The following is a 21,711-nucleotide window of genomic DNA, read 5'->3' as shown; positions in this document are numbered from 1 at the left end:
CGCGATGCACAACGCACGTGATTGTCCGGTATTGCGTGGCCGCTCCCGGGCGGTTGCCGCGCCCGCTTGCGCGATCGTGCGGCGCAGCGATCAGGTCTCCGAATGGAATGTGGAATGTGCGGCGCCGCTCGCCCGCTCGCCCGCTTGCCGGCGATGGCGATGGCGATGGCGATGCGCCGGCATGCACGGCGACGCATCGCACGAACCGCCGCTTACCGTACGTGCGGCACCAACGCGCGCAGCCAGTACGCGACCGCCACCGCGCCACCGTCCGGCGTGCCGATCGCGCGCTCGCCGAGATAGCTGGCCCGGCCCGCGCGCGGCGTCATGCCGGCCGTTTGCCGTGCGCCGTGTTCCGCCGCTTCCACCGCGGCCGTCCATGCGCTCGCGTGGTCGCGCTCGTGATCGAGCGCGTGGTCGAACGCAGCGGCGGCCGGCACCAGCGCGTCGAGCATCGTCCGGTCGCCGGCGCGAGCGCCGCCCAGTTCGCCGATCGCCTCCACCGCGCCGCGCAACGCCGCGGCCCAGTCGCGCGCCGACGGTTCGGCGGTATCGGCGGCTTCGGCGAGGCGCCGCGACGCGCGCAGCAGCGCGGTCGCATAGAACGGTCCCGAGCTGCCCGCGATTGCGCGGCGCAATGCCGCGCCCAGCGCGGCGAGCATGCCCGCCGGCGTACCGTACGCGGCGTCCGGCAACTCGAGGATCGCCTGCGCGGCACGATGCATGCTCGCGCCGAGATCGCCGTCGCCGGCCGCGGTGTCGAGTTCCGTCAGCGTCGCTTCGTTGTCGATCAGCGCCTGTGCGACCGCGTGCAGTGCCGGCTGCAACCGGGCGGCCCAGGCGCGGCCGGCTGCGTCGAGCGGCGGCAGCGGTTGATCCTGCACGGCGGTTGCTTCCGCGCGAATCCGTGCGTTCACGGCGCCGCCGCCCGGCCATGCGCGCGCCTGCGTCGGCGCGTCGAGCAACGCGGCGCGTTCGTCGTTCAGCCGCAGCAGCGAGATCGAGCAGCCGGGCATGTTCAGCGCGGACAGGAACGTGCCGGCCCACGCGCGTGCGACGGTGATGCCGCGCCGGCTCAGGTTGTCGTAGGCGGCGCGCAGCACGATGGCCAGCTCCATGTCCGGGGTCGCGCCGAGACCGTTGACGAACAGCGCGACGCGTTCGCCGCGATCGAGTACGAGATCGGCGACGATGCTCGACAGCAGGGTCTCGACGAGCGCGTCGGCCGGCAGCGGCGCGGTGCGCTCGACGCCTTTCTCGCCGTGGATGCCGAGGCCGAGCTCGATCTCGTGATCGGCGAGGCTGAATCCCGATTGGTCGGCGCCGGGGAGCGTGCAGCCGTCGAGCGCGACGCCCATCGTGCCGAGTTCGGCGGCTGCGTCGCGCGCGATTGCCGCGACGCGGGCCAGCGGCAGCCCGCGCGCGGCGGCCGCGCCGGCCAGCTTGTGGATCAGCACGGTGCCCGCGATCCCGCGGCGCTGCCCGCGCTCGACGCGGCCGCGCAGCGACACGTCGTCGGCGACGATCACCGTTTCCACCGGAATGCCTTCGGCGCGCGCGAGTTCGGCGGCCAGTCCGAAATTGAGGCGGTCGCCGGTGTAGTTCTTCACGACGAGCAGCGCGCCGTTCGGGCCGGCGCTCGCGCGGATCGCGGCGAGCACGGCGTCGGTCGACGGCGACGTGAACACCTCGCCGCAGACGGCCGCGCTCAGCATCCCTGCGCCGACATAGCCGCCATGCGCGGGTTCGTGGCCGCTGCCGCCGCCGGACAGGATCGCGACGGGGCGCTCCGACGGCTCGGGCAGCGGCTGGCGGACGAGCACGTGCTCGTCGCCGAGGATCGCGAGATGCGGCGATTGCCGCGCGATGCCTTCGAGCATTTCGCGCACGACATCGGACGGGCGGTTCACGAGCTTTTTCATGACGACGGTTCCTGACGGTGGGACGGAGCCGGGCGGCACGTGTGCGGTGCCGGCCGGGCGACGTACTGTGGATGGTAGGCGGCGCGATTCGAAAACGGTGCGCCACACAGTCGGCGTTACGTAACATCGATGCATTCGTAGCACGAATGTAACGGCAACGGCGCCGCTCATGGGCCCGAAACGCGTGGGCCAGGAGCGCGGCCAGACGGCGCCCGCGCGTGCGGAGGCCGGCCTGGCGGGCGCGACGCGCATTCGCGCGTGCGAATGGCATGGAAAATGCTGTTTGATCCTTCGGTCCAGCTTCGAACATTCCATCGCCCGGACCGCGAGGAGACCACCATGTATCGAACCCGCATCTTCACGTCCGCCGCGGTGCTGGCCGCGGCCGGCGTGCTGACCGCCTGTGGCGGCAGCGACGTCGCAGCGCCATCGAGCGCGGCCAGCAGCGGCGCGAGCGTGACCGACAACAAACCCGGCGCGGGCGTGGCCGGCGGCGGCTATGGCACGAGCGGCGCGCCCGGCACGAACGGCGTCGTCAATACGGCCGGCGGCCTCGCGATGGCCCTCGGCTCGACCGTCGGCGGCGTGACGGTGCCAGGGCTCGGCAATGGCGCGACGCGCAGCGCCGGCGACGCGATTGCCAGCGTCAGCACGGTCACGCGCGCGGCCGCCAATGCGCTCAGCGACGGGCTCGGGCAGATCGGCTCGAGCGCCAATCCGGTCGGCACGACGGTGGCCGAGCTCGGCAACGTCGTCGGCGCGACCGCGAATCCGGTGGCGGGTCTCGCGCAGACGGCCCGCGCGCTCGGCTCGGGGCCGCTGGCGCCGCTCGCGCCGGTCACGACACCCGTCGGCGCGGTGCTCGACACGGTGGCCGGCGGCCTCGGCGCGGCGGGCAGTACCGTCGGCTCGACGCTGTCGTCGAGCCCCGTGCAGCAGGTCACGCAGCAGATCAGCTCGGCCGTCGCGCCGCTCGTGCTCACGGCCGGCCGCACCACGCAGCAGATCGGCGCGACGACGGGCCTCGGGCAACCGGTGGCCGGGCTGCTCGGGCAAGTCGGCGGTGCGATAGTCGAGGCGGGCTGGCGATTGGGGATCCCGGCGCAGTCGTCCCCCGGGCCGGCCAACCTGCTTGCCGGTGCGGCAGGCGGGGTCGTCAGTGCGCTCGGCAATACGGTGATCAACGCGGGCGGACTCGTCGACTACAACGGCCCGAACGGCATCGCGCCGATTCCCGGCCTGATCATGAGCATCGCCGGTGCGTCGGTCGGGAAGGTGCAGAACGGCCCGCCGGTCGGTGCGCCGAGCAATGCAGGCGCGGCGGGGCCGCTGGGCGGCTTGCTGTCGGGGCCTGGATCGACGCCGGTCGGGGCGCTGACGGGCGCGCTCGGCGGCGCGGCCGGTGGCGGCGCGGCGAGCCCGTTGGCGCCTGTGACGAGCCTCGTGTCGACGGTGACCGGTACGCTTGGCGGCGCGGGTGGGGCGAGTCCATTGGCGCCTGTGACGAACCTCGTGTCGACGGTCACCGGCACGCTCGGCAGCGCGGCGGGCGGCGGTTCCGCGGCGAATCCGCTCGCGCCGGTGACGTCGTTGCTGGGCGGCGCGCTCGGCGGCGTCGGGAAGTAGCGGTGCACCGGGCGGTGAGCGGCGACGCGGTTTGCTGATCGCTCACTGCTCACTGCTCACTGCTTTCGCCTTTCGTTTTTTGCGACGAGATCGCGCTTCGCAGCGGTTTCACCGCCCACCACCGCGAACGAATCGCGGTGAGGCGGCGTGACCGCTATCCATCAATCCGCATCGCAGAAGCGCGAGGCGCCGCCGCGCATCACGCCGCGCCCGCCATCCTCGACGCATCGACGAGCATCTCGACGCCGAGGCCGCCCAGCACCATCCCCATCGCCCAGCGCTGCGCCAGCAGCAGCGCCGGCCGCCCGTGCAGGAACTTCGCGATGCCGCTCGAGCAGATCGCGACCATCCCGTTGGCCGACGCGAACGCGGCGATCAGCAGCGAACCGAGAAAGAGCGACTGGCCGAACACGCTGCCTTGCCGGTAGTCGATGAACTGCGGCAGCAGCGACACGAACAGCATCGCGAGCTTCGGATTCAGCACGCTGGTCGTCGCGCCCATCGCGAGCAGCCGTATCGGCTGCTCGCTCGGCAGCGCCTTCACCTCGAACGGCGAACGGCCGCCGGGCCGCACGGCCTGCCACGCGAGGAAGAGCAGATACGCGGCGCCCACGACGCCGAGCACGGTGCCCGCATGCGGCACGCTCAGGAACAGCGTGGTGATGCCGAACGCGGCGCCGAACATGTAGAACAGATAGCCCACCATCACGCCCGCCAGCGAGATCAATCCGGCGGTGCGCCCCTGCGCGATCGAGCGCGACATCACGTAGACCATGTTCGGCCCCGGCGTGACCGCGAGCATCCCGCCGATAACCAGGAATCCGTAGAGCGAGCCTGAGGTGTGCATGGTTGCCGTTTCCTGCAATGAACGTCGATGGGATTCATTGTCCGATCATGGAGGCGAACAGTAAAACGGGATAAACTGAATCGATTGATCAGATTTTCTGAGGAAAATGAAAAAGCTCGATCTCGATGTGCTGGCGATGGTCGTGGCCGTGACGGAGTCCGGCTCGTTCGCGCAGGGCGCGCAGGCCGTGCACCGGTCGCCGTCGGCGGTGAGCATGCAGATCAAGGCGCTGGAAGACGCGCTCGGCAAGCCGCTGTTCATCCGCGATACGCGCAACGTCACGGCGACCGACGACGGCCGCATGCTCGCCGAGTACGGCCGCCGGATGCTGGCGATGCGCGACGAGGCGTGGGCGTCGGTCGTGCGCCCGGAGATCAGCGGCCGCGTGACGATCGGCGTGCCCGACGACTACATCTCGTCGCTGCTGCCGCAGGTGCTGGGCAAGTTCGCCGCGATGCATCCGCGCGTGGAAGTGCGCGTGATCGGCCAGCCGAGCAGCGCGCTCGTGCCGATGCTCAAGGACAACACCGTCGACCTGGCGTGCCTCACGCGCATCAAGGGCGTGACCGGCGAGCTGATCCGGCTCGAACCGCTCGTCTGGGCCGGGTCGCCGAAGCGCAACGTATGGGAAGAGCGGCCGTTGCCGGTGGCCTTTTTCACGCACGGCGGCAGCATGGCGCGCGATCACGCGGTCAAGGCGCTGAACCGGCGGAAGATCCCGTACCGGATGTCGTACGAAAGCCCGAGCCACCTCGGCCTGCTCAGCATGGTGGAGGCGGGGCTCGCGGTCGCGCCGCTGGCGCGCTGCTGCATTCCCGATCATCTCGTGCAGCTGTCGGAAAGCCAGGGGCTGCCGCCGCTCGGCGAAATGGAGGTCGTGCTCGCGCGCAGCGCGCAGTCCGCGCGCCCGCCGTGCGACTACCTGGCCGAGCAGATTCTGGGCGAATGGCGCACCTGAGCGGCCCGTCGGCGACCGCGTTTCAGCAGGATTTCAGCAGCCATTCGCGGAACGCGACGAGCGACGGCAGCGTGTCGTTTTCCGGCGGATACACGAGGTAGTAGCTGCGCTGGCTCGTGATCGCGTCGCCGATCGTCACGAGTTCGCGGCGGCTCAGCTCGTCTTCCACCAGCACCTTCGGCACGAGGCCGATGCCCATTCCGGCGCGCACGGCCTGGATCAGGTGCGACGTCAGCTCGAAGCTCGGGCCGATCCGCATCTCGCGATGATCGAGCCCGAAATGCGCAAACCATTCCGCCCACGCATGCTGATTGCTCGTCACCCCCAGCAGCGTTTGCCCGGCCGCCCACGCCGGCGCATGCAGGTCGGCCGCGCGGCCGCCGCCTGCGTCGGGGCTCGCGATCGCGATCAGGAACTCGTTGTACAGCCGGTGCGCGTGCAGGCCGGGCCAGTCGCCCGCGCCGACGGTAATGGCCGCGTCGAGATCGTCGGTATGGAAATCGATGCCGCCGATCCGCGAATGCAGGTGCACGGTCACGCCCGGATGCGCGGCATAGAAGTCGTGCAGGTGCGGCAGCAGCCATTTCGAGCCGAAGGTCGGCAACGTGGCCAGCCGCAGCGTGCCGGCCCCGGCCTGGTGCGACATGGCCTGCAGCGTCGCGCCGCGGATGCGCCCCAGTGCGCCGCTTAGCTCGACGCAGTAGCGCCGCCCGACTTCGGTCAGCTTCACGGAGCGGCCCTCGCGCCGGAACAGCGCCACGCCGAGCTGATCCTCGAGCGTCTGGACCTGCCGGCTGATCGCGCTCTGGCTCAGCGACAGCTCGTCGGCCGCGCGCGTGTAGCTCTCATGCCGCGCGGCGGCCTCGAACACCAGCAGCAGCGACATGGACGGGGTCAGGTGGCGGTAATTCATGAGTTTTATGCAAGTTTTGCCGGAGGAGAATTCGTTTGTTTCTCGCGCTGATTAGCAAGATACTGGATTTCCGGCGTGCGTGGAATCTTGCTCAAAACTCATGTTTTGGCCGAGGTGGCGCACCGGCTCCCCCACATTTCGCGTTTATCCCATGTCGATCGCCCCGTTGCCCCGTCCCGCCAGCCAGCCCGAAAGCCGTTACCGCGATTTTCTCGCTGCCCTTCAGGCCGCCGGCTTCGCCGGGGAAATCCGTGCGGATCACGCGAACCGGACCGTGCTGGCGACCGACAACTCGATCTACCAGCGGCTGCCGCAGGCGATGATCTGTCCCGCGCATGCGGACGACGTGCGGCTCGTCGCGCGGCTGCTGGCCGAGCCCGCGCATCGCGACGTCGCGGTGGCGGCACGCGGCGGCGGCACCGGCACCAACGGGCAGTCGCTGACCGACGGCGTGGTCGTGGACCTGTCGCGCAACATGAACCGGATCCTGGAAATCAATGCCGACGAGCGCTGGGTGCGCGTGCAGGCGGGCGTCGTCAAGGACCAGCTCAATGCCGCGCTGAAGCCGCACGGCCTCTTTTTCGCGCCGGAGCTGTCGACCTCGAATCGCGCGACGGTCGGCGGGATGATCAACACCGACGCGAGCGGGCAGGGCAGCTGCACGTACGGCAAGACGCGCGACCATGTGCTCGCGCTCGACTTCGTGCTGATGGGCGGCGAGCAGCTGCACAGCGACGCGCTGGCCGACGACGAACTGGAACGCCGCTGCGCGCGGCAGGACCGGGTCGGCAAGGTGTATCGCACCGCGCGCCGCATCAGCGACGAGAAGGCCGGGTTGATCGACGCGAAGTTTCCGAAACTCAACCGCTGCCTGACCGGCTACGATCTCGCGCACCTGCGCGAGCCGGATGGCCGCTTCAACCTGAACAGCGTGCTGTGCGGTGCGGAAGGCTCGCTGGGCTTCGTCGTCGAAGCGAAGCTGAACGTGCTGCCGATCCCGAAGTACGCGGTGCTGGTGAACGTGCGCTACGCGGGCTTCATGGACGCGCTGCGCGATGCGCGCGCGCTGCTCGAACTCAAGCCGCTGTCGATCGAGACGGTCGACTCGAAGGTGCTGATGCTCGCGATGAAGGACTTCGTGTGGAGCAGCGTCGCCGAGTATTTCCCGCAGGACGACCAGCGTCCGACGCTCGGCATCAACCTGATCGAATTCAGCGGCGACGACGCGCAAGAGGTCGATGCGCAGGTGCGCGCGTTCGTCGACCATCTGCGCATCGATACGAGCGTCGAGCGGCTGGGCCATACGCTGGCGAGCGGCGACGATGCGGTGAAGCGCGTGTATGCGATGCGCAAGCGCGCGGTCGGCCTGCTCGGCAACGTGCAGGGCGAGGCGCGTCCGCAGCCGTTCGTGGAGGACACCGCGGTGCCGCCCGAGAACCTCGCCGCGTACATCGCCGAATTCCGTGCGCTGCTCGACGGCCACGGGCTGCAGTACGGGATGTTCGGCCACGTCGACGCCGGCGTGCTGCACGTGCGCCCGGCGCTCGACATGAAGGACCCGAAGCAGGCCGCGCTGGTGCGGCCGGTGTCGGACGCGGTGGCCGCGCTCACGCAGCGCCATGGTGGCCTGTTATGGGGGGAGCACGGCAAGGGCGTGCGCTCCGAATATGCGCCGGCGTTCTTCGGCGAGCTGTATCCGTCGCTGCAGCAACTGAAGGCCGCATTCGATCCGCACAACCAGTTCAACCCGGGCAAGATCGCGACGCCGCCGGACAACACGATGCGGCTGCTGAAGATCGACGAGGTGCCCACGCGCGGCGACCACGACCGGCAGATCGACGAGCGCGTGTGGCAGAGCTACGGCACGGCGATGCATTGCAACGGCAACGGCGCCTGCTACAACTTCGATCCGGACGACGCGATGTGCCCGTCATGGAAGGCGACCCGCGAACGCGTGCAGTCGCCGAAAGGGCGCGCGTCGCTGATGCGCGAATGGTTGCGCCTGCAAGGACAGGCCGGCGTGGACGTCGTCGCGGCGGCGCGTGCGCGGCAGCCGTTCGTGAGCGGGCTCATGGCCCGCTGGCGCAACAGCCGTGCCGCGCGCAACGGCGAAGCCGACTTCTCGCACGAGGTGTACGACGCGATGGCCGGCTGTCTCGCCTGCAAGTCGTGCGCGGGGCAGTGCCCGGTCAAGGTCAACGTGCCCGAGTTCCGCTCGCGCTTTCTCGAGCTGTATCACCAGCGCTATCTGCGGCCGCTGCGCGACTACCTGATCGGCTCGCTCGAATACACGATGCCGTGGATGGCGCGCGTGCCTGCGCTGTACAACGGGCTGATGCGCGCCGGCTGGGTGCGCACGGTGCTCGAGCGGCACGTCGGCATGGTCGACAGCCCGCTGTTGAGCCGCTTCGATCTCGCGGGCGTCATTCGCCAATGGCGCGTGCGGCCTGCCGATCCGCAGGCGCTCGCGGCGCTGACCGATGCGCAGCGCGCGCGCAGCGTCGTCATCGTGCAGGACACGTTCACGCGCTACTTCGATACCGAGCAACTGGCGACGCTGATCGAGCTGGCGGCGCGCGTGGGTTTCCAGGTGTGGCTCGCTCCGCTCGCGCCGAACGGCAAGGCGCTGCACGTACAGGGCTTTCTCCGCGCATTCGAGAAGGCGGCGATTCGCAACGCGACGCAGCTGGCCGCGCTGGCGCGCTCGGGTGTCGCGCTGGTCGGCCTCGATCCGGCGATGACGCTCACGTATCGTCAGGAGTATCTGAAGGTGACGGGGCTCGCCGACGTGCCGAAGGTCGCGCTGCCGCAGGAGTGGCTGCTGCACGCGCTGCCGGAAGCGGCGCCGGGTGACGTGTCCGGCTCGTACCGGCTGCTGCCGCACTGCACCGAGAAAACCAACGCGCCGGACAGCGGCAAGCAGTGGGGACAGGTATTCGCGCGTCGCGGCTTGCGCCTCTCGGTTCAGGCGACCGGGTGCTGCGGGATGTCGGGGACGTACGGCCACGAGGCCCGCAATCTGGACACGTCGCGGACGATCTATGCGCAGTCGTGGGCCGCGCACGTCGATGCGCCGCAAGACGCAGGCGAAGCGCTCGCGACCGGGTATTCGTGCCGCAGCCAGGTGAAGCGCATGTCGGCACGGCAGGTGCGTCATCCGCTGCAAGCGCTGCTCGATCATGTGCGGGCGGCGGGGTGAGCGCCGATTAGCCCGGCGCGGCGTGGGGGGGTCGTGCCCGGCCTGCCGCGACGGGGACGTCGCCACCGGCCGCATCCGCGATGCAATTCACGTCCCGCACGCGTGAATCAAGAACTGCTGCAGCGCGGCGGCCGGCGCGCTCAACTGCGCGCCCTTCGCCCAGATCATCCCGGCGTCCATCTGCGGCACCGTGTCCAGGATCGGCCGCGCTTCGATCCGCTTGCCCTCGAGCGACCACGGCCGGAACACCATGTCGGACAACACGGTCACGCCGAACCCGTGCGCCACCAGCCCGCGCAACGCTTCCATCGAACGGGTGCGAAACGCGATGTTCGGCGCGATTCCCTTCTTTTTCCAGTAGCGCAGCGTCGACTGCTCGCCCTCGTCCACCGTGATCAGGATGTACGGATGCGCGGCGATGTCCTTCAGCGACGGCGCGTCGAGCTGCGCGAGCGGATGCGTCGGCGCGACCCACAGCTGGCGCCGAGAGCGGATCAGCACCTGGCTGCCGAACCGGCTCAGCTTGTCGACGTTCGACAGCAGCACCACGCCGATGTCGACGTCGCCGTCGAGCACCGCCCGTTCGCTGTCGGCCCGCTCCATGTCGCGCAGGTCGAACTCGATGAACGGATAGGTCGCACGAAAGCGCGCGAGCAGTTCCGGCAGGAAATAGCCGAGCACCGTGTACGACGCGGCGATGCGCACGGTGCCGCGCATGTCGTGCGAGCGGAACGGCGGCTTGTGCGCGGCATCGCGCGCGGCGTCGAGCACGCGGCGCGCATGGTTGTAGAAATCCTGGCCGTCGGGCGTGAGCGCGACGCCCTGCGGCAACCGTTCGAAGAGCCGTGTGCCGAGCCCGTGTTCGAGCGCCAGCACCGCGTTGGTGATCGCCGATTGCGACACGTGTTCGTTGGCCGCCGCCATCGAAAACTGGCCGGTCTGGGCGGCCGCCGCGAAGTAGCGCAATTGCCGGAGCGTGAGATCGAATGCCATCTGATTTTCGGATACCAGGATTGTCTATTTGTGATTTTACGATAGCAATTCGGCTTCCTATACTGCGCTGAAAAATCACGATTCCCCCGGAGACACGTCCTGCCATGAACGCGCCAGACCCCGCTGTTGCGTCCCTTTCCCCGGCCGACACGGCCGTCCCGCCCGCCGAGCCGGTTTCGCTCGACGACAAGTACACGCTCGAAAAGGGCCGCGTCTACATCAGCGGCACGCAGGCCCTGGTGCGTCTGCCGATGCTGCAGAAGGCGCGCGATCGGAAGGCGGGCCTCAATACGGCCGGCTTCGTCTCCGGCTATCGCGGTTCGCCGCTCGGCGCGCTCGATCAGTCGCTATGGAAAGCGAAACGGCACCTGCAGGCGAACGACATCGTGTTCCAGCCCGGCGTGAATGAGGATCTCGCCGCGACGGCCGTGTGGGGCACGCAGCAGATCAACCTGTGGCCGGGCGCGACGCGCGACGGCGTGTTCGGCATGTGGTACGGCAAGGGCCCGGGCGTCGACCGCACCGGTGACGTGTTCAAGCACGCGAACTCCGCCGGCAGCGATGCGCGCGGCGGCGTGCTGGTGCTCGCGGGCGACGACCACGCGGCGAAGTCGTCGTCGGTCGCGCACCAGTCGGAGCATGCGTTCATCGCGGCGGGAATTCCGGTGCTCTATCCGGCCAACGTGCAGGAATACCTGGACTATGGGCTGCACGGCTGGGCGATGAGCCGCTACTCGGGCCTGTGGGTCGCGATGAAGTGCGTGACGGACGTGATCGAATCGACGGCATCGATCGACCTCGATCCGGACCGGGTGGAGATCGTCACGCCGACCGATTACACGGTGCCGCAGGGTGGCCTCAATATTCGCTGGCCGGATGCGCCGCTCGCGCAGGAAGCACGGCTGCTCGACGAGAAGTGGTACGCGGCGCTCGCGTACGTGCGCGCGAACCGGCTGAACCGCATCGTGATCGATTCGCCGACGCCGCGCATCGGCATCATCACGGCGGGCAAGGCATATCTCGACGTGCGCCAGGCGCTGAGCGACCTCGGCCTCGACGACGAAACCTGCGCGACGATCGGCCTGCGCGTGCTCAAGGTCGGCTGCGTGTGGCCGCTCGACGCGCAGGACGCGCGCGCGTTCGCGACGGGCCTGGAGGAAATCCTCGTCGTCGAGGAAAAGCGCCAGATTCTCGAATATGCGCTGAAGGAAGAGCTGTACAACTGGCGCGAGGACGTGCGTCCGAAGATCTACGGCAAATTCGACGAACGCGACAACGAAGGCGGTGAATGGTCGGTGCCGCGCGGCGACTGGCTGCTGCCCGCGCACTACGAGCTGTCGCCGGCGCTGATCGCGAAGGCGATCGCGCGTCGCGTCTCGCGTGCGGACCTGCCCGACGACGTGCGCGCGCGCATGCTCGCGCGCGTCGCGATCATCGATGCGAAGGAGCGCGACGCGGCGAAGCCGCGCGTGTCCGTCGAGCGCAAGCCGTGGTTCTGCTCGGGCTGTCCGCACAATACGTCGACGAACGTGCCGGAAGGCTCGCGCGCGCTGGCCGGGATCGGTTGCCACTACATGTCGATGTGGATGGACCGCAAGACCGAGACGTTCAGCCAGATGGGCGGCGAGGGCGTCGCCTGGCTTGGCCAGATGCACTTTTCCGGCGACAAGCACGTGTTCGTGAATCTCGGCGACGGCACCTACTTCCATTCGGGCCTGCTCGCGATCCGCGCGGCGATCGCGTCGAACGCGAACATCACGTACAAGATCCTCTACAACGATGCGGTCGCGATGACGGGCGGCCAGCCGGTCGACGGCGTGCTGACCGTGCCGCAGATCGCGCACCAGGTCAGCGCGGAAGGCGCGCAGCGCATCGTGATCGTGACGGACGAGCCGGAAAAGTACGACGCGGGTGTCGCACTGCCCGCGGGCGTCGACGTGCATCATCGCGACAGGCTGGATTCGGTTCAGCGGATGCTGCGCGACGTCGCGGGCACGACGGTGCTGATCTACGACCAGACCTGCGCGACCGAAAAGCGCCGCCGCCGCAAGCGCGGCGCGTACCCCGATCCGGCCCGCCGCGCGTTCATCAACGACGCCGTGTGCGAAGGCTGCGGCGACTGTTCGGTGCAGTCGAACTGCCTGTCGGTCGAACCGCTCGACACGCTGCTCGGCACGAAGCGCAAGATCAACCAGTCGTCGTGCAACAAGGATTTCTCCTGCGTGAAGGGCTTTTGCCCCAGCTTCGTGATGGCCGAGGGCGCGCAGTTGCGCAAGCCCGCGGCGGCGCGCGGCGGCAGCGCGGCCGCGTTCGACTTCGATGCGTTGCCGATGCCGGCGTTGCCGGCGCTCGCGGGTGCGTACGGGATACTCGTGACGGGCGTCGGCGGCACGGGCGTCGTGACGATCGGCGGCCTGATCGGCATGGCCGCGCATCTCGAACGCAAGGGCGTCACGGTGCTCGACATGGCCGGTCTCGCGCAGAAGGGCGGCGCGGTCCTGAGCCATGTGCAGATCGCGGCGACGCCCGATGCGCTGCACGCGACGCGCATCGCGACCGGCGAAGCGCGGCTCGTGATCGGGTGCGACGCGATCGTGTCGGCATCGAACGACGTGCTGTCGCGCACCCGGCATGGCGTGACGGTCGCCGCGATCAACAGCGGCGCGACGCCGACCGCGGAATTCGTCAAGAATCCGAAATGGACGTTCCCTGGCACGCAGACCGAGAACGAACTGCGCGACAGCATCGGCGACGGGTGCGCGTTCATCGACGCGAACAAGCTCGCGCTCGCGCTGCTGGGCGACTCGATCTACAGCAATCCGCTGCTGCTCGGCTTCGCGTGGCAGAAGGGCTGGCTGCCGCTCGAACTGACGAGCCTGCTGCGCGCGATCGAACTCAATGGCGTGTCGGTCGAGAAGAATCGGCAAGCGTTCGCGCTGGGGCGCTACATCGCGCATCACGGCGCGGCCGCGGTCCAGCCGGCGATCGAGCCCGTCGCCGCGCCGCGGCAAACCGTGGTGCGGATGCCCGAATCGCTCGACACGCTGATCGGCGCGCGGCAGGCGTTGCTGGCCGCGTACCAGAACGACGCGTATGCGCGGCGCTATCGCGACGTGATCGAGCGCATCCGGGCGAAGGAGGCCGTGATCACGGGCGATGCGGCGCTCCCGCTCACGCGCGCGGTTGCCGCCAACCTGGCGAAGCTCATGGCGTACAAGGACGAATACGAAGTCGCGCGCCTGTATGCCGATCCGGCTTACCTGGAGAAGCTGCGTCAGCAGTTCGACGGCGTGCCGGGGCGCGACTACACGCTGAACTTCTATCTTGCGCCGCCGCTGCTGGCGAAGCGCGATGAACACGGGCACCTGCAGAAGAAGCGCTTCGGCCCGTGGATCCTGCCGGCCTTCCGGGTGCTGGCGAAACTGAAGGGGCTGCGCGGCACGGCGTTCGACGTATTCGGGCACACGGCCGAACGGCGCGACGAACGCCGGCTGATTGCCGACTACATCGCGCTCGTCGACGAGTTCTGCGCGACGCTCGATGCGGAGCGTCTGCCGGTCGCGCTGCAACTCGCCGGCCTGCCCGACGATATTCGGGGCTTCGGCCACGTGAAGGCGCGCAACATGGCGGCTGCGGAGCAGAAACGGGCGCGGTTGCTGCAAACGTATCGGACGCCGATGCGATCGGCCGCCGTCGCGTGACGTGCGTGGCGGCGCGTGCGGCTTCGTTTCAGGCCGGGCTCGCCGTCAGTGGCAATGCGGGCGGATGGGCGCGACGCGTGGTGCGCGATCGCAGCGCGGCAGCGCGGCCGGTCGGCCGGTCGGCCGCGGCGGTTCACGAATCGCCGTTGCGGCGCTTCGGGACACGCGGCCGCGGCTTGGCCGCCGCCGCCGGAAACGCGCCGACGCCGCGCGGCCGTTTCGGCTCGATCGCCGTATTGCCGATCACGTGCCGGAAATCGATCTCGTGCGCGGCGAGCGCGCCGATGAGGGTCGCGATGACCGCGAGGTGGGACGGGACGGTGCCCTTGCTCGAATAGTTCGTGATGGAGCTTTCGTTCATCCGGATCAGCCGGGCGAATTCCCGCGCCGTCAACTGCGCTTTCTTCAACTCCTGTTGAAATTCCGCATACGCCATCGCACACATGTCGCTTCGTCTCCGCAAAACTTGAATCGGCTCCGCGCGGCGCCGGTGCCGACGGGTGGCGTTCCCGTCGGGCCGGCGTCGCGAGGCGTTACATCTTCACCTGGTCGAGGAAGGTCTTCTTGCCGCTCTTGTAGCCGTAGATCGAGATGATCCCGTGCGTCAGGTCGCCCTTCGCGTCGAAGGTCGTCGTGCCGATCACGCCTTCATACTTCGTCGACGGCATCGCGGCGAGGATCTTCGCCGGGTCCGTCGAGTTCGCGCGCTTCATCGCGTCGACCGCGATGTAGACCGCGTCGTACGCGAACGGCGCATCGAACTTGATGCCCTGGTTGAAGCGCTTCTGGTACTTGGCGAGGAACGCCGCGCCGCCCGGCATCTTCTCGAGCGCAGCGCCTGCCTGCGAGCACAGCACGTTGTCGGCCGCCGGGCCGGCCAGCTCGGCCAGCGAGTCGGTGCACACGCCGTCGCCGGACAGGATCTTCGCGCGCAGGCCGAGCTGCTTCGCCTGCTTCGCGAGCGGGCCGCCGGTGGCATCCATGCCGCCGTACATGATCGCGTCCGGGTTCTCGCCCTTGACCTTCGTGAGAATCGCGCGGAAGTCGACCGCCTTGTCGTTGGTCGCGTCGTGCGACAGCACCTTCAGGCCGAGCGCCTTTGCCTTCTTCTCGAACTCGTTCGCGAGGCCCTGGCCGTACACGGTCGAATCGTCGATCACCGCGACGCTTTTCACGCCCTTCGACTGCGCGTAGCTCGCGAGTGCCGGACCTTGCTGCGCGTCGGTCGCGACCACGCGGTAGGTGGTCTTGAAGCCCTGCTGCGTATAGGTCGGGTTCGTCGCCGACGGCGAGATCTGCACGATGCCGGCGTCGCTGTAGATCTTCGAGGCCGGAATCGACGTGCCCGAGTTCAGGTGGCCGATGACGGCGACGACCTTGTCGTCGACCAGCTTCTGCGCGACCTGCGTGGCCTGGCGCGGGTCGGCCGCGTCATCCTGCGCGTCGAGCTGCAGCGTGATCTTCTTGCCGCCGATCGTCAGGCCCTTCGCATTGATTTCCTCGACCGCGAGGCGCGCACCGTTCTCGTTGTCCTTGCCCAGGTGCGAAATGCCGCCCGTCGTCGGTTCGACGCTGCCGATCTTCACGACCTGGTCGGCCATCGCGCCCGACGCGGCCGTGAAGGCGGCGGCGGCCAGTGCGACGGTGATCAGGGGTTTGCAGCGCATGCCGACAGTGCTTCGTTCCATCTGCCATCTCCGTTGATTGATAGTTCTAGTGCCGTCCGGTGGGCCGCGCGCCCTTGTGAGGCGGTGGGCGTGCCGGACGAGTCTTCACGACCCTTGAAGGGTTCGGCTTGCATGTCGCCGGGCCGTGCCCAGGGCGAGCGGGCGCTTTCGTCTGACGACACGCAATTCGTATGAATATATCCGAACGCGTGTGCGCCCGCTGCGGCGAATTGCGTAACCTTGCGCAAAAATGTGAGGCGATATTGCTCCGATTATTCGACCGGCCCGCTACCGATGGCCATGGACAGTGCGGTGCAATCAATCGCGAACTGTTCGGTCGATTTGTCTGCACACTTTTTGGCGGCGTTCGACCTCGCGGCGTTGGATGGGCGACGCGCCGGATCGGCTTCGGTGTCGACCGCGCAACTAACGGTCGAGTTCGCCGGCCTCCGCGAACTGGCGCGCGCGGCCGATGCCGCACACGTCACCGGGTGCCCCGCAGCCGGTAGCCGACGCCGCGCATCACCTCCGGCATCCCGGACGCGCCGGCGCATTCGAGCTTCTTGCGCAGCCGGCTGACATGGCTGTCGACGGTGCGCTCCAGCGCATCGATGTCGGCGAGGCACGCGTCGATCAATTCGCTGCGCGTGAACACGCGGCTCGGCGAGCCGGCCAGGTGGGCGAGCAGCCGGAACTCGGTCAGCGTCAGCGAGACGCTGGTTGCCCCGGTGTCCGTGCGGACCCTGGCCAGATAGCTTTGCGTGTCGATTTCAAGGTTGCCGACCTTGATGAAGCGGCCCGGCGCGGCCGTTTCGAAGCGGCGCAGGATCGCCCGGATGCGCGCGACCACCTCGGCCGGATTGAACGGCTTCGCGATGTAGTCGTCCGCGCCGAAACGCAGCCCCTGCAAGCGATCGATCTCGCGGTCGAGCGCGGTGACGACGACGACGGGCGTGTCGCACCGGCGTCGCAGTTCGACCAGCACGGCCCAACCGTCCTTGCGCGGCATCCTGATGTCGAGCAGGACCAGGTCGGGTTTCAGCACGGGTTGCACGTCGAGTACGGCTTGACCGTGACCGACCCGGTAGGTGCGAAAGCCGTCGTGAGCGAGATAGGCGTCGAGTATCTCGGCGATTTCCGGGTCGTCTTCGGCAATGAGTATCAAGGGGTTCATCGGTTTCGCGAGAAGTGAGCGTGACCTGTCGGAGGGCCGGCGGCGCGGCACGTGCGCCGCCGGCATGCGCCGCGCCGTTCGAGCGTCGCGAGCGGATCCCCGCGACGGCGCACGGCTCAGCGGTTCGCCACGCCGTCGGTGGGTGCCACGTCGGTGTCGACCAGCCCGCCGCCGAGCGCCTTGTAGAGCGCGACCGCGTTGCCCAGTTCGGCGTTGCGCAGATCCAGCAACGCCTGGCGCGACGCATACAGCTGGCGCTGCGAGTCGAGCAGTTCCAGCCGATCCTCGATGCCGGCGCGATAGCGCAGGTTCACCAGGTCGGTGCGGCGCTCCGCGCTCCTGACGACCTGCGCCTGCGCGTCGAGCTGGCGGCTGAAGGTTTCGCGCCCGGCGAGACCGTCGGCCACTTCGCGGAACGCGGCCTGGATCGCGCGCTCGTACTCGGCGACGGCACTCGACTTGCGCACCTCGGCCACGCGCAACTCGGCGCGCAGCCGCCCGCCCTCGAAGATCGGCACGGTGACTTGCGGCGCGAAGGCCCAGGTCCGATGATCGCCGGCGAACAGGTTGCCGAGCCCCGGGCTGAGGAAGCCGATCGTCGAGGTCAGCGACAGGCGCGGGAAGAACGCCGCGCGCGCCGCGCCGATGTCGGCGTTGGCGGCGGCGAGATTCTGCTCGGCCTGCTGGATGTCCGGCCGGCGGTACAGCAATTCGGACGGCAGGCCGGCCGGCAGTTGCGTCAGCACCGGCTGGCGCTCCAGCGACAGCGGCTCGGGCAGATCCTTCGGCAGTTCGGTGCCGACCAGCCGCCGCAACGCGTTGCGCGCCTGCTCGACGGCGCGCGAGCGCGCCTCCAGATCGGCGGTGGCGCTCGCGACCTGGCCTTCGGCCTGCGCGATGTCCACGCCGCTTGCCTGGTCCGCGAGCTTGAGCCGGCGCGCGAGATCCAGCGACTGCTGCCAGTCGTTCAGCGTGCGTGCCGACAGCGCGCGCTGTTCCTGCGCGAGCCGCTCGGCGAAGTACGCGTTGGCGACCGCGCCGACGAGCGAGATCTGCACCGCGCGGCGGCCGTGATCGGTCGCGAGATAGCGGGCGAACGCCGCATCGGACAGCGACTTCACGCGGCCGAACAGGTCGATCTCGAACGCGCTGATGCCGACGTTGACGCCGTACTGCGTCTGCATCGACTCGGGCACCGGCGGGTTCATGTCGGCGTTGGCCGGCGTGCGCTGGCGCGTGAAGCTCGCGCCGGCGCCGATCGACGGCAGGCGCGCGGAACGCTGGATGCCGTACTGCGCTTCGGCGGCCTGGACGTTCAGCGCGGCCACGCGCAGGTCGCGGTTGTTGTCGAGCGCGAGCTCGATCAGGCGCTGCAGCCGGCGGTCGCCGAACATCGTGCGCCAGCCGAGATCCGCCGCGTTCGCGCGCAGGTCGGCCGCGGCCGCGGTCGTGTAGGCGGTCGGCACCGGCATGGCGGGCCGGACCAGCGTCGGCGCCATCGAACAGGCCGACAGCGCGAGGGCGGCGGAAACCGCCACGGAAAGAATCGGCAATCGCATGGCATCAACCTTCTTGTTCGTGGGTCAGCGGGGCGGGCTTCGTGCCGGATGCGCGCCATGCCGCAAGGCGTTCCTGGATGCTCATCACGAACACGAAGAACACCGGGACGAAGAAAATGGCCAGCACGGTGGCGGTCACCATGCCACCGAACACGCCGGTGCCGATCGCGTGCTGGGTTTCGGCGCTGGCGCCGGTCGCGATCACGAGCGGCACCACGCCGAGCCCGAACGCGAGCGACGTCATCAGGATCGGCCGCAGGCGCAGCTTCGCCGCTTGCACGGCGGCCTCGATCAGCCCCTTGCCTTCCTCGCGCAGCTGCTTCGCGAATTCCACGATCAGGATCGCGTTCTTCGCCGACAGGCCGATCACGGTGATCATCCCGACCTTGAAGAACACGTCGTTCGGCAAGCCGCGCAAGATCACCGCGCCGAGCGCGCCGACCAGGCCGAGCGGCACCACCAGCATCACCGACAGCGGAATCGACCAGCTCTCGTAGAGCGCCGCCAGCACCAGGAACACGACGACCATCGACAGCGCCATCAGCATCGGCGCCTGCGACGCCGACTCACGCTCCTGCAGCGACTGGCCGGTCCACGCCACCGTGAAGCCTGGCGGCAGCTGCGCGGCGAGGCGCTCCATCTCGGCCATCGCCGCGCCGCTGGAGTAGCCGGGTGCCGAACCGCCGGAGATACGCGCGGACGGATAGCCCTGGAAGCGCACCATCTGCAGCGGCGTTTCCGACCAGACCGGCCGCACCACTTCGGACAACGGCACCATGCCGCCGGCCGCGTTGCGCACGTAGAGCTTCATCACGTTGTCGATCTGCATGCGTGCCGGCGCGTCGGCCTGGATGATCACCTGCTGCATGCGGCCCGCGTTCGGGAAGTCGTTCACGTAGGTCGAACCCATCGCGGCCGACAGCGTGTCGCTGATGGTCGTGAACGACACGCCGAGCGCTTCGGCCTTCTCGCGGTCGATGTCCAGCTTCACGCTCGTGCCGGCCGGCAGGCTGTCCGGATAGACACCGGTCACCACCTTGCTGTGCGCGGCCAGTTCGAGCAGTTTCGCCTCCGCCGCCTGCAGCGCTGCGTCGCCCTGGTTCGCGCGATCCTGCAGGCGCATCGTGAAGCCGGAACTGGTGCCCAGCCCGTCGATCGCCGGCGGCAACAGGCTCATGACCGTGCCTTCGGTCACACCGCCCATCGCTGCCTGCGCGCGCGTCGCTTCTTCCAGCGTGGACGACCCTCCGCGCTTGTCCCAGTCCTTGAGCACCGCGTAGTTCAGTGCCGCGTTGGAGCCGAGGCCGGAGAAGCCGTAGCCGATGATGGAGATGCTCGACTCGATCGCCGGACGCGACGCGAGCTGCTTCTCGAGGGCCCTGACCACGTCGCCGGTGCGCTCGACGGTGGCATCCGCCGGCAGCAGGAAGCCGGTCATGAAGTAACCCTGGTCCTCCTCGGGCAGGAACGACGACGGCAGCACGCGGAAGCCGAATACCAGTGCGGCCGAAATCGCGACGAACACCAGCATCACGCGGCCGGTGCGGCCGACCAGCCGGCCGACGCGGGTCTCGTACCATGCCGTCAGGCGATCGAAGCGGCGATTGAACCAGCCGAAGAAGCCGCGCTTCTCGTGGTGCCCGTGCTCGACCGGCTTGAGCATCGTCGCGCACAGGGCCGGCGTCAGCGTCAGCGCGAGCAGGGCCGAGAACATGATCGACACGGCCATCGACAATGTGAACTGCTGATAGATCACGCCGACCGAGCCGCTCGACATCGCCATCGGGAGGAACACGGCGGTCAGCACCAGCGTGATGCCGACGATCGCGCCGGTGATTTCCTTCATTGCCTTGATCGTCGCGTCCTTCGGCGACAGGCCTTCTTCCACCATCAGGCGTTCGACGTTCTCGACGACGACGATCGCATCGTCGACGATGATGCCGATCGCGAGCACCATGCCGAACATCGTCAGCACGTTGATCGAGAAGCCCGTCATCAGCATGACCGTGAAGGTCCCGAGCATCGCGACCGGCGCGACGATCGCGGGGATCAGCGTGTAGCGCACGTTCTGCAGGAACAGGTACATCACGAGGAACACGAGCACCATCGCTTCGAGCAGCGTGTGAATCACCTTCTCGATCGAGATCTTCACGAGCGGCGCGGTATCGAACGGGATCGAGTAGGTCATGCCGGCCGGCATGGTCCTGGCGATCATGTCCAGTTGCGCGCGCACGGCCTCCGCGGTCTTCACCGCGTTGGCGCCCGGCGCCAGCTGCACGCCGGCGAAGGTGGCGGGCTTGCCGTTCTCGCTGTTGACGAAGGTGAACGCCTGCGGGCCCAGTGCGACCCGCGCGACATCGCCGAGCACGACCTTCGAGCCGTTCGCATTCGCGCGCAGCACGATCTTCGCGAACTGCTCCGGCGTCGTGAGCTGGCCTTGCGCGGTGAGCGGCACCGTCACGCGCTGGCCCGGCAGCGCGGGCGCCGCGCCGAGACTGCCCGGCGCGATCTGCACGTTCTGCTGGCTGACGGCCGTCGTCAGGTCGTTCATCGACAGGCCGTAGGTGATCAGTTTCCGCGGATCGACCCAGATGCGCATCGCCTGTTCGGAGCCGAACAGCTGCACCTTGCCGACGCCTTCGACGCGTCGCAGGTCCTCGACGACGTTGCGCGCCATGTAGTCGGCGAGTGCGTTTTCGTCGTAGCGGCCGCTGTCGGACTTGAGGCCGACGAACAGCAGGAAGCCCGTTGCGGCCGACTGCACGATCACGCCGTTTTGCCGTACGACGGGCGGCAGGCGCGGTTCGACCGACTTGAGCTTGTTCTGCACTTCGACCTGCGCCATCGCCGAATCGGTACCGGGCTTGAAGGTGGCGGTGATCTGTGCCTGGCCGGAGGTATCCGCCGACGATTCGAAATACAGCAGGTTCCGTACGCCCGACAGCTCACGCTCGATGAGGCTCAGCACGCTGTCGCTCATCGTCTGCGGCGTGGCGCCGGGGTAGGTCGCGGTGATGGTGACGGTGGGCGGCGCGACCGACGGATAGCGCGCGACCGGCAGTTCTGGGATGGCGATCAGGCCCAGCAGGATGATGAAGAGGGCGATCACCCACGCGAAGACCGGGCGCCGGATGAAGAATTGGGACATGGCT

The 21,711-nt window shown here is 68.7% G+C and carries 13 protein-coding genes; 4 read left to right on the top strand and 9 right to left on the bottom strand.

What is annotated here, in order from left to right:
* Positions 1-212 precede the first annotated feature (212 nt).
* The gene (locus ACTJKF_RS21180) at positions 213-1,922 is read right to left on the bottom strand and encodes a dihydroxyacetone kinase family protein (RefSeq protein WP_440625794.1); all 1,710 of its coding nucleotides are present in this window, start codon (positions 1,920-1,922) and stop codon (positions 213-215) included.
* A gap of 339 nt (positions 1,923-2,261) precedes the next feature.
* Here ACTJKF_RS21180 and ACTJKF_RS21175 point away from each other — a divergent pair, with 339 nt between their 5' ends.
* The gene (locus tag ACTJKF_RS21175; protein WP_440625792.1) at positions 2,262-3,548 is read left to right on the top strand and encodes a collagen-like triple helix repeat-containing protein; all 1,287 of its coding nucleotides are present in this window, start codon (positions 2,262-2,264) and stop codon (positions 3,546-3,548) included.
* Positions 3,549-3,747: 199 nt separating this feature from the next.
* Here ACTJKF_RS21175 and ACTJKF_RS21170 read toward each other — a convergent pair whose 3' ends face one another.
* Positions 3,748-4,395 (bottom strand): LysE family translocator, encoded by a 648-nt coding sequence (locus ACTJKF_RS21170; RefSeq protein ID WP_440625791.1) that lies wholly within the window; start codon positions 4,393-4,395, stop codon positions 3,748-3,750.
* Positions 4,396-4,501: 106 nt separating this feature from the next.
* On the opposite strand from ACTJKF_RS21170, the gene ACTJKF_RS21165 reads away from it, so the two are divergent.
* Positions 4,502-5,353 carry a LysR substrate-binding domain-containing protein gene (locus tag ACTJKF_RS21165; protein ID WP_440625789.1) on the top strand — a complete coding sequence of 284 codons (852 nt, stop codon included), beginning with the start codon at positions 4,502-4,504 and terminating at the stop codon, positions 5,351-5,353.
* Positions 5,354-5,375: 22 nt separating this feature from the next.
* On the opposite strand, the gene ACTJKF_RS21160 is transcribed toward ACTJKF_RS21165, so the two are convergent.
* Entirely contained in the window at positions 5,376-6,266 is an 891-nt protein-coding gene (locus ACTJKF_RS21160; RefSeq protein ID WP_440625788.1) for a LysR substrate-binding domain-containing protein, read from the bottom strand.
* 151 nt (positions 6,267-6,417) lie between these two features.
* On the opposite strand from ACTJKF_RS21160, the gene ydiJ reads away from it, so the two are divergent.
* Positions 6,418-9,465 carry a D-2-hydroxyglutarate dehydrogenase YdiJ gene (gene ydiJ / locus ACTJKF_RS21155; RefSeq protein WP_440625786.1) on the top strand — a complete coding sequence of 1,016 codons (3,048 nt, stop codon included), beginning with the start codon at positions 6,418-6,420 and terminating at the stop codon, positions 9,463-9,465.
* An 87-nt stretch (positions 9,466-9,552) separates the two neighbouring features.
* On the opposite strand, the gene ACTJKF_RS21150 is transcribed toward ydiJ, so the two are convergent.
* Positions 9,553-10,458, bottom strand: a complete 906-nt coding sequence (locus ACTJKF_RS21150) for a LysR family transcriptional regulator (RefSeq protein ID WP_440625783.1) — start codon at positions 10,456-10,458, stop codon at positions 9,553-9,555.
* Positions 10,459-10,562: 104 nt separating this feature from the next.
* Here ACTJKF_RS21150 and ACTJKF_RS21145 point away from each other — a divergent pair, with 104 nt between their 5' ends.
* Positions 10,563-14,159 (top strand): indolepyruvate ferredoxin oxidoreductase family protein, encoded by a 3,597-nt coding sequence (locus ACTJKF_RS21145; protein ID WP_440625782.1) that lies wholly within the window; start codon positions 10,563-10,565, stop codon positions 14,157-14,159.
* 133 nt (positions 14,160-14,292) lie between these two features.
* Here the strand turns inward: ACTJKF_RS21145 and ACTJKF_RS21140 are convergent, their stop codons facing one another.
* The 5 genes from ACTJKF_RS21140 to ACTJKF_RS21120 form a co-directional block, all read right to left on the bottom strand.
* Complete coding sequence (locus ACTJKF_RS21140) at positions 14,293-14,604, bottom strand: XRE family transcriptional regulator (RefSeq protein WP_440625780.1); 312 nt, start codon at positions 14,602-14,604, stop codon at positions 14,293-14,295.
* Between the two features lie 88 nt (positions 14,605-14,692).
* The gene (locus ACTJKF_RS21135) at positions 14,693-15,847 is read right to left on the bottom strand and encodes a branched-chain amino acid ABC transporter substrate-binding protein (protein ID WP_440625778.1); all 1,155 of its coding nucleotides are present in this window, start codon (positions 15,845-15,847) and stop codon (positions 14,693-14,695) included.
* 463 nt (positions 15,848-16,310) lie between these two features.
* Complete coding sequence (locus ACTJKF_RS21130) at positions 16,311-17,000, bottom strand: response regulator (RefSeq protein WP_440625854.1); 690 nt, start codon at positions 16,998-17,000, stop codon at positions 16,311-16,313.
* Between the two features lie 116 nt (positions 17,001-17,116).
* Positions 17,117-18,559: an efflux transporter outer membrane subunit gene (locus tag ACTJKF_RS21125; RefSeq protein ID WP_440625777.1), complete on the bottom strand. Its 1,443-nt coding sequence runs from the start codon at positions 18,557-18,559 to the stop codon at positions 17,117-17,119.
* A 4-nt stretch (positions 18,560-18,563) separates the two neighbouring features.
* On the bottom strand, positions 18,564-21,707 hold the full coding sequence (locus ACTJKF_RS21120) for a multidrug efflux RND transporter permease subunit (RefSeq protein WP_440625775.1): 3,144 nt from the start codon (positions 21,705-21,707) through the stop codon (positions 18,564-18,566).
* Between the last annotated feature and the right edge of the window lie 4 nt (positions 21,708-21,711).

The organism is Burkholderia sp. 22313 (assembly GCF_052045245.1).
Taxonomy (GTDB): domain Bacteria; phylum Pseudomonadota; class Gammaproteobacteria; order Burkholderiales; family Burkholderiaceae; genus Burkholderia.
Note: the sequence above shows the minus strand (reverse complement) of the source record. Positions and strands in the feature narration are given on the sequence as shown.

What these genes read in the sequence shown, in the direction of transcription:
- ACTJKF_RS21180 (WP_440625794.1), bottom strand. Translation starts at nt 1,922, where the DNA reads ATGAAAAAGCTCGTGAACCGCCCGTCCGATGTCGTGCGCGAAATGCTC.
- ACTJKF_RS21175 (WP_440625792.1), top strand. Translation starts at nt 2,262, where the DNA reads ATGTATCGAACCCGCATCTTCACGTCCGCCGCGGTGCTGGCCGCGGCC.
- ACTJKF_RS21170 (WP_440625791.1), bottom strand. Translation starts at nt 4,395, where the DNA reads ATGCACACCTCAGGCTCGCTCTACGGATTCCTGGTTATCGGCGGGATG.
- ACTJKF_RS21165 (WP_440625789.1), top strand. Translation starts at nt 4,502, where the DNA reads ATGAAAAAGCTCGATCTCGATGTGCTGGCGATGGTCGTGGCCGTGACG.
- ACTJKF_RS21160 (WP_440625788.1), bottom strand. Translation starts at nt 6,266, where the DNA reads ATGAATTACCGCCACCTGACCCCGTCCATGTCGCTGCTGCTGGTGTTC.
- ydiJ (WP_440625786.1), top strand. Translation starts at nt 6,418, where the DNA reads ATGTCGATCGCCCCGTTGCCCCGTCCCGCCAGCCAGCCCGAAAGCCGT.
- ACTJKF_RS21150 (WP_440625783.1), bottom strand. Translation starts at nt 10,458, where the DNA reads ATGGCATTCGATCTCACGCTCCGGCAATTGCGCTACTTCGCGGCGGCC.
- ACTJKF_RS21145 (WP_440625782.1), top strand. Translation starts at nt 10,563, where the DNA reads ATGAACGCGCCAGACCCCGCTGTTGCGTCCCTTTCCCCGGCCGACACG.
- ACTJKF_RS21140 (WP_440625780.1), bottom strand. Translation starts at nt 14,604, where the DNA reads ATGTGTGCGATGGCGTATGCGGAATTTCAACAGGAGTTGAAGAAAGCG.
- ACTJKF_RS21135 (WP_440625778.1), bottom strand. Translation starts at nt 15,847, where the DNA reads ATGGAACGAAGCACTGTCGGCATGCGCTGCAAACCCCTGATCACCGTC.
- ACTJKF_RS21130 (WP_440625854.1), bottom strand. Translation starts at nt 17,000, where the DNA reads ATGAACCCCTTGATACTCATTGCCGAAGACGACCCGGAAATCGCCGAG.
- ACTJKF_RS21125 (WP_440625777.1), bottom strand. Translation starts at nt 18,559, where the DNA reads ATGCGATTGCCGATTCTTTCCGTGGCGGTTTCCGCCGCCCTCGCGCTG.
- ACTJKF_RS21120 (WP_440625775.1), bottom strand. Translation starts at nt 21,707, where the DNA reads ATGTCCCAATTCTTCATCCGGCGCCCGGTCTTCGCGTGGGTGATCGCC.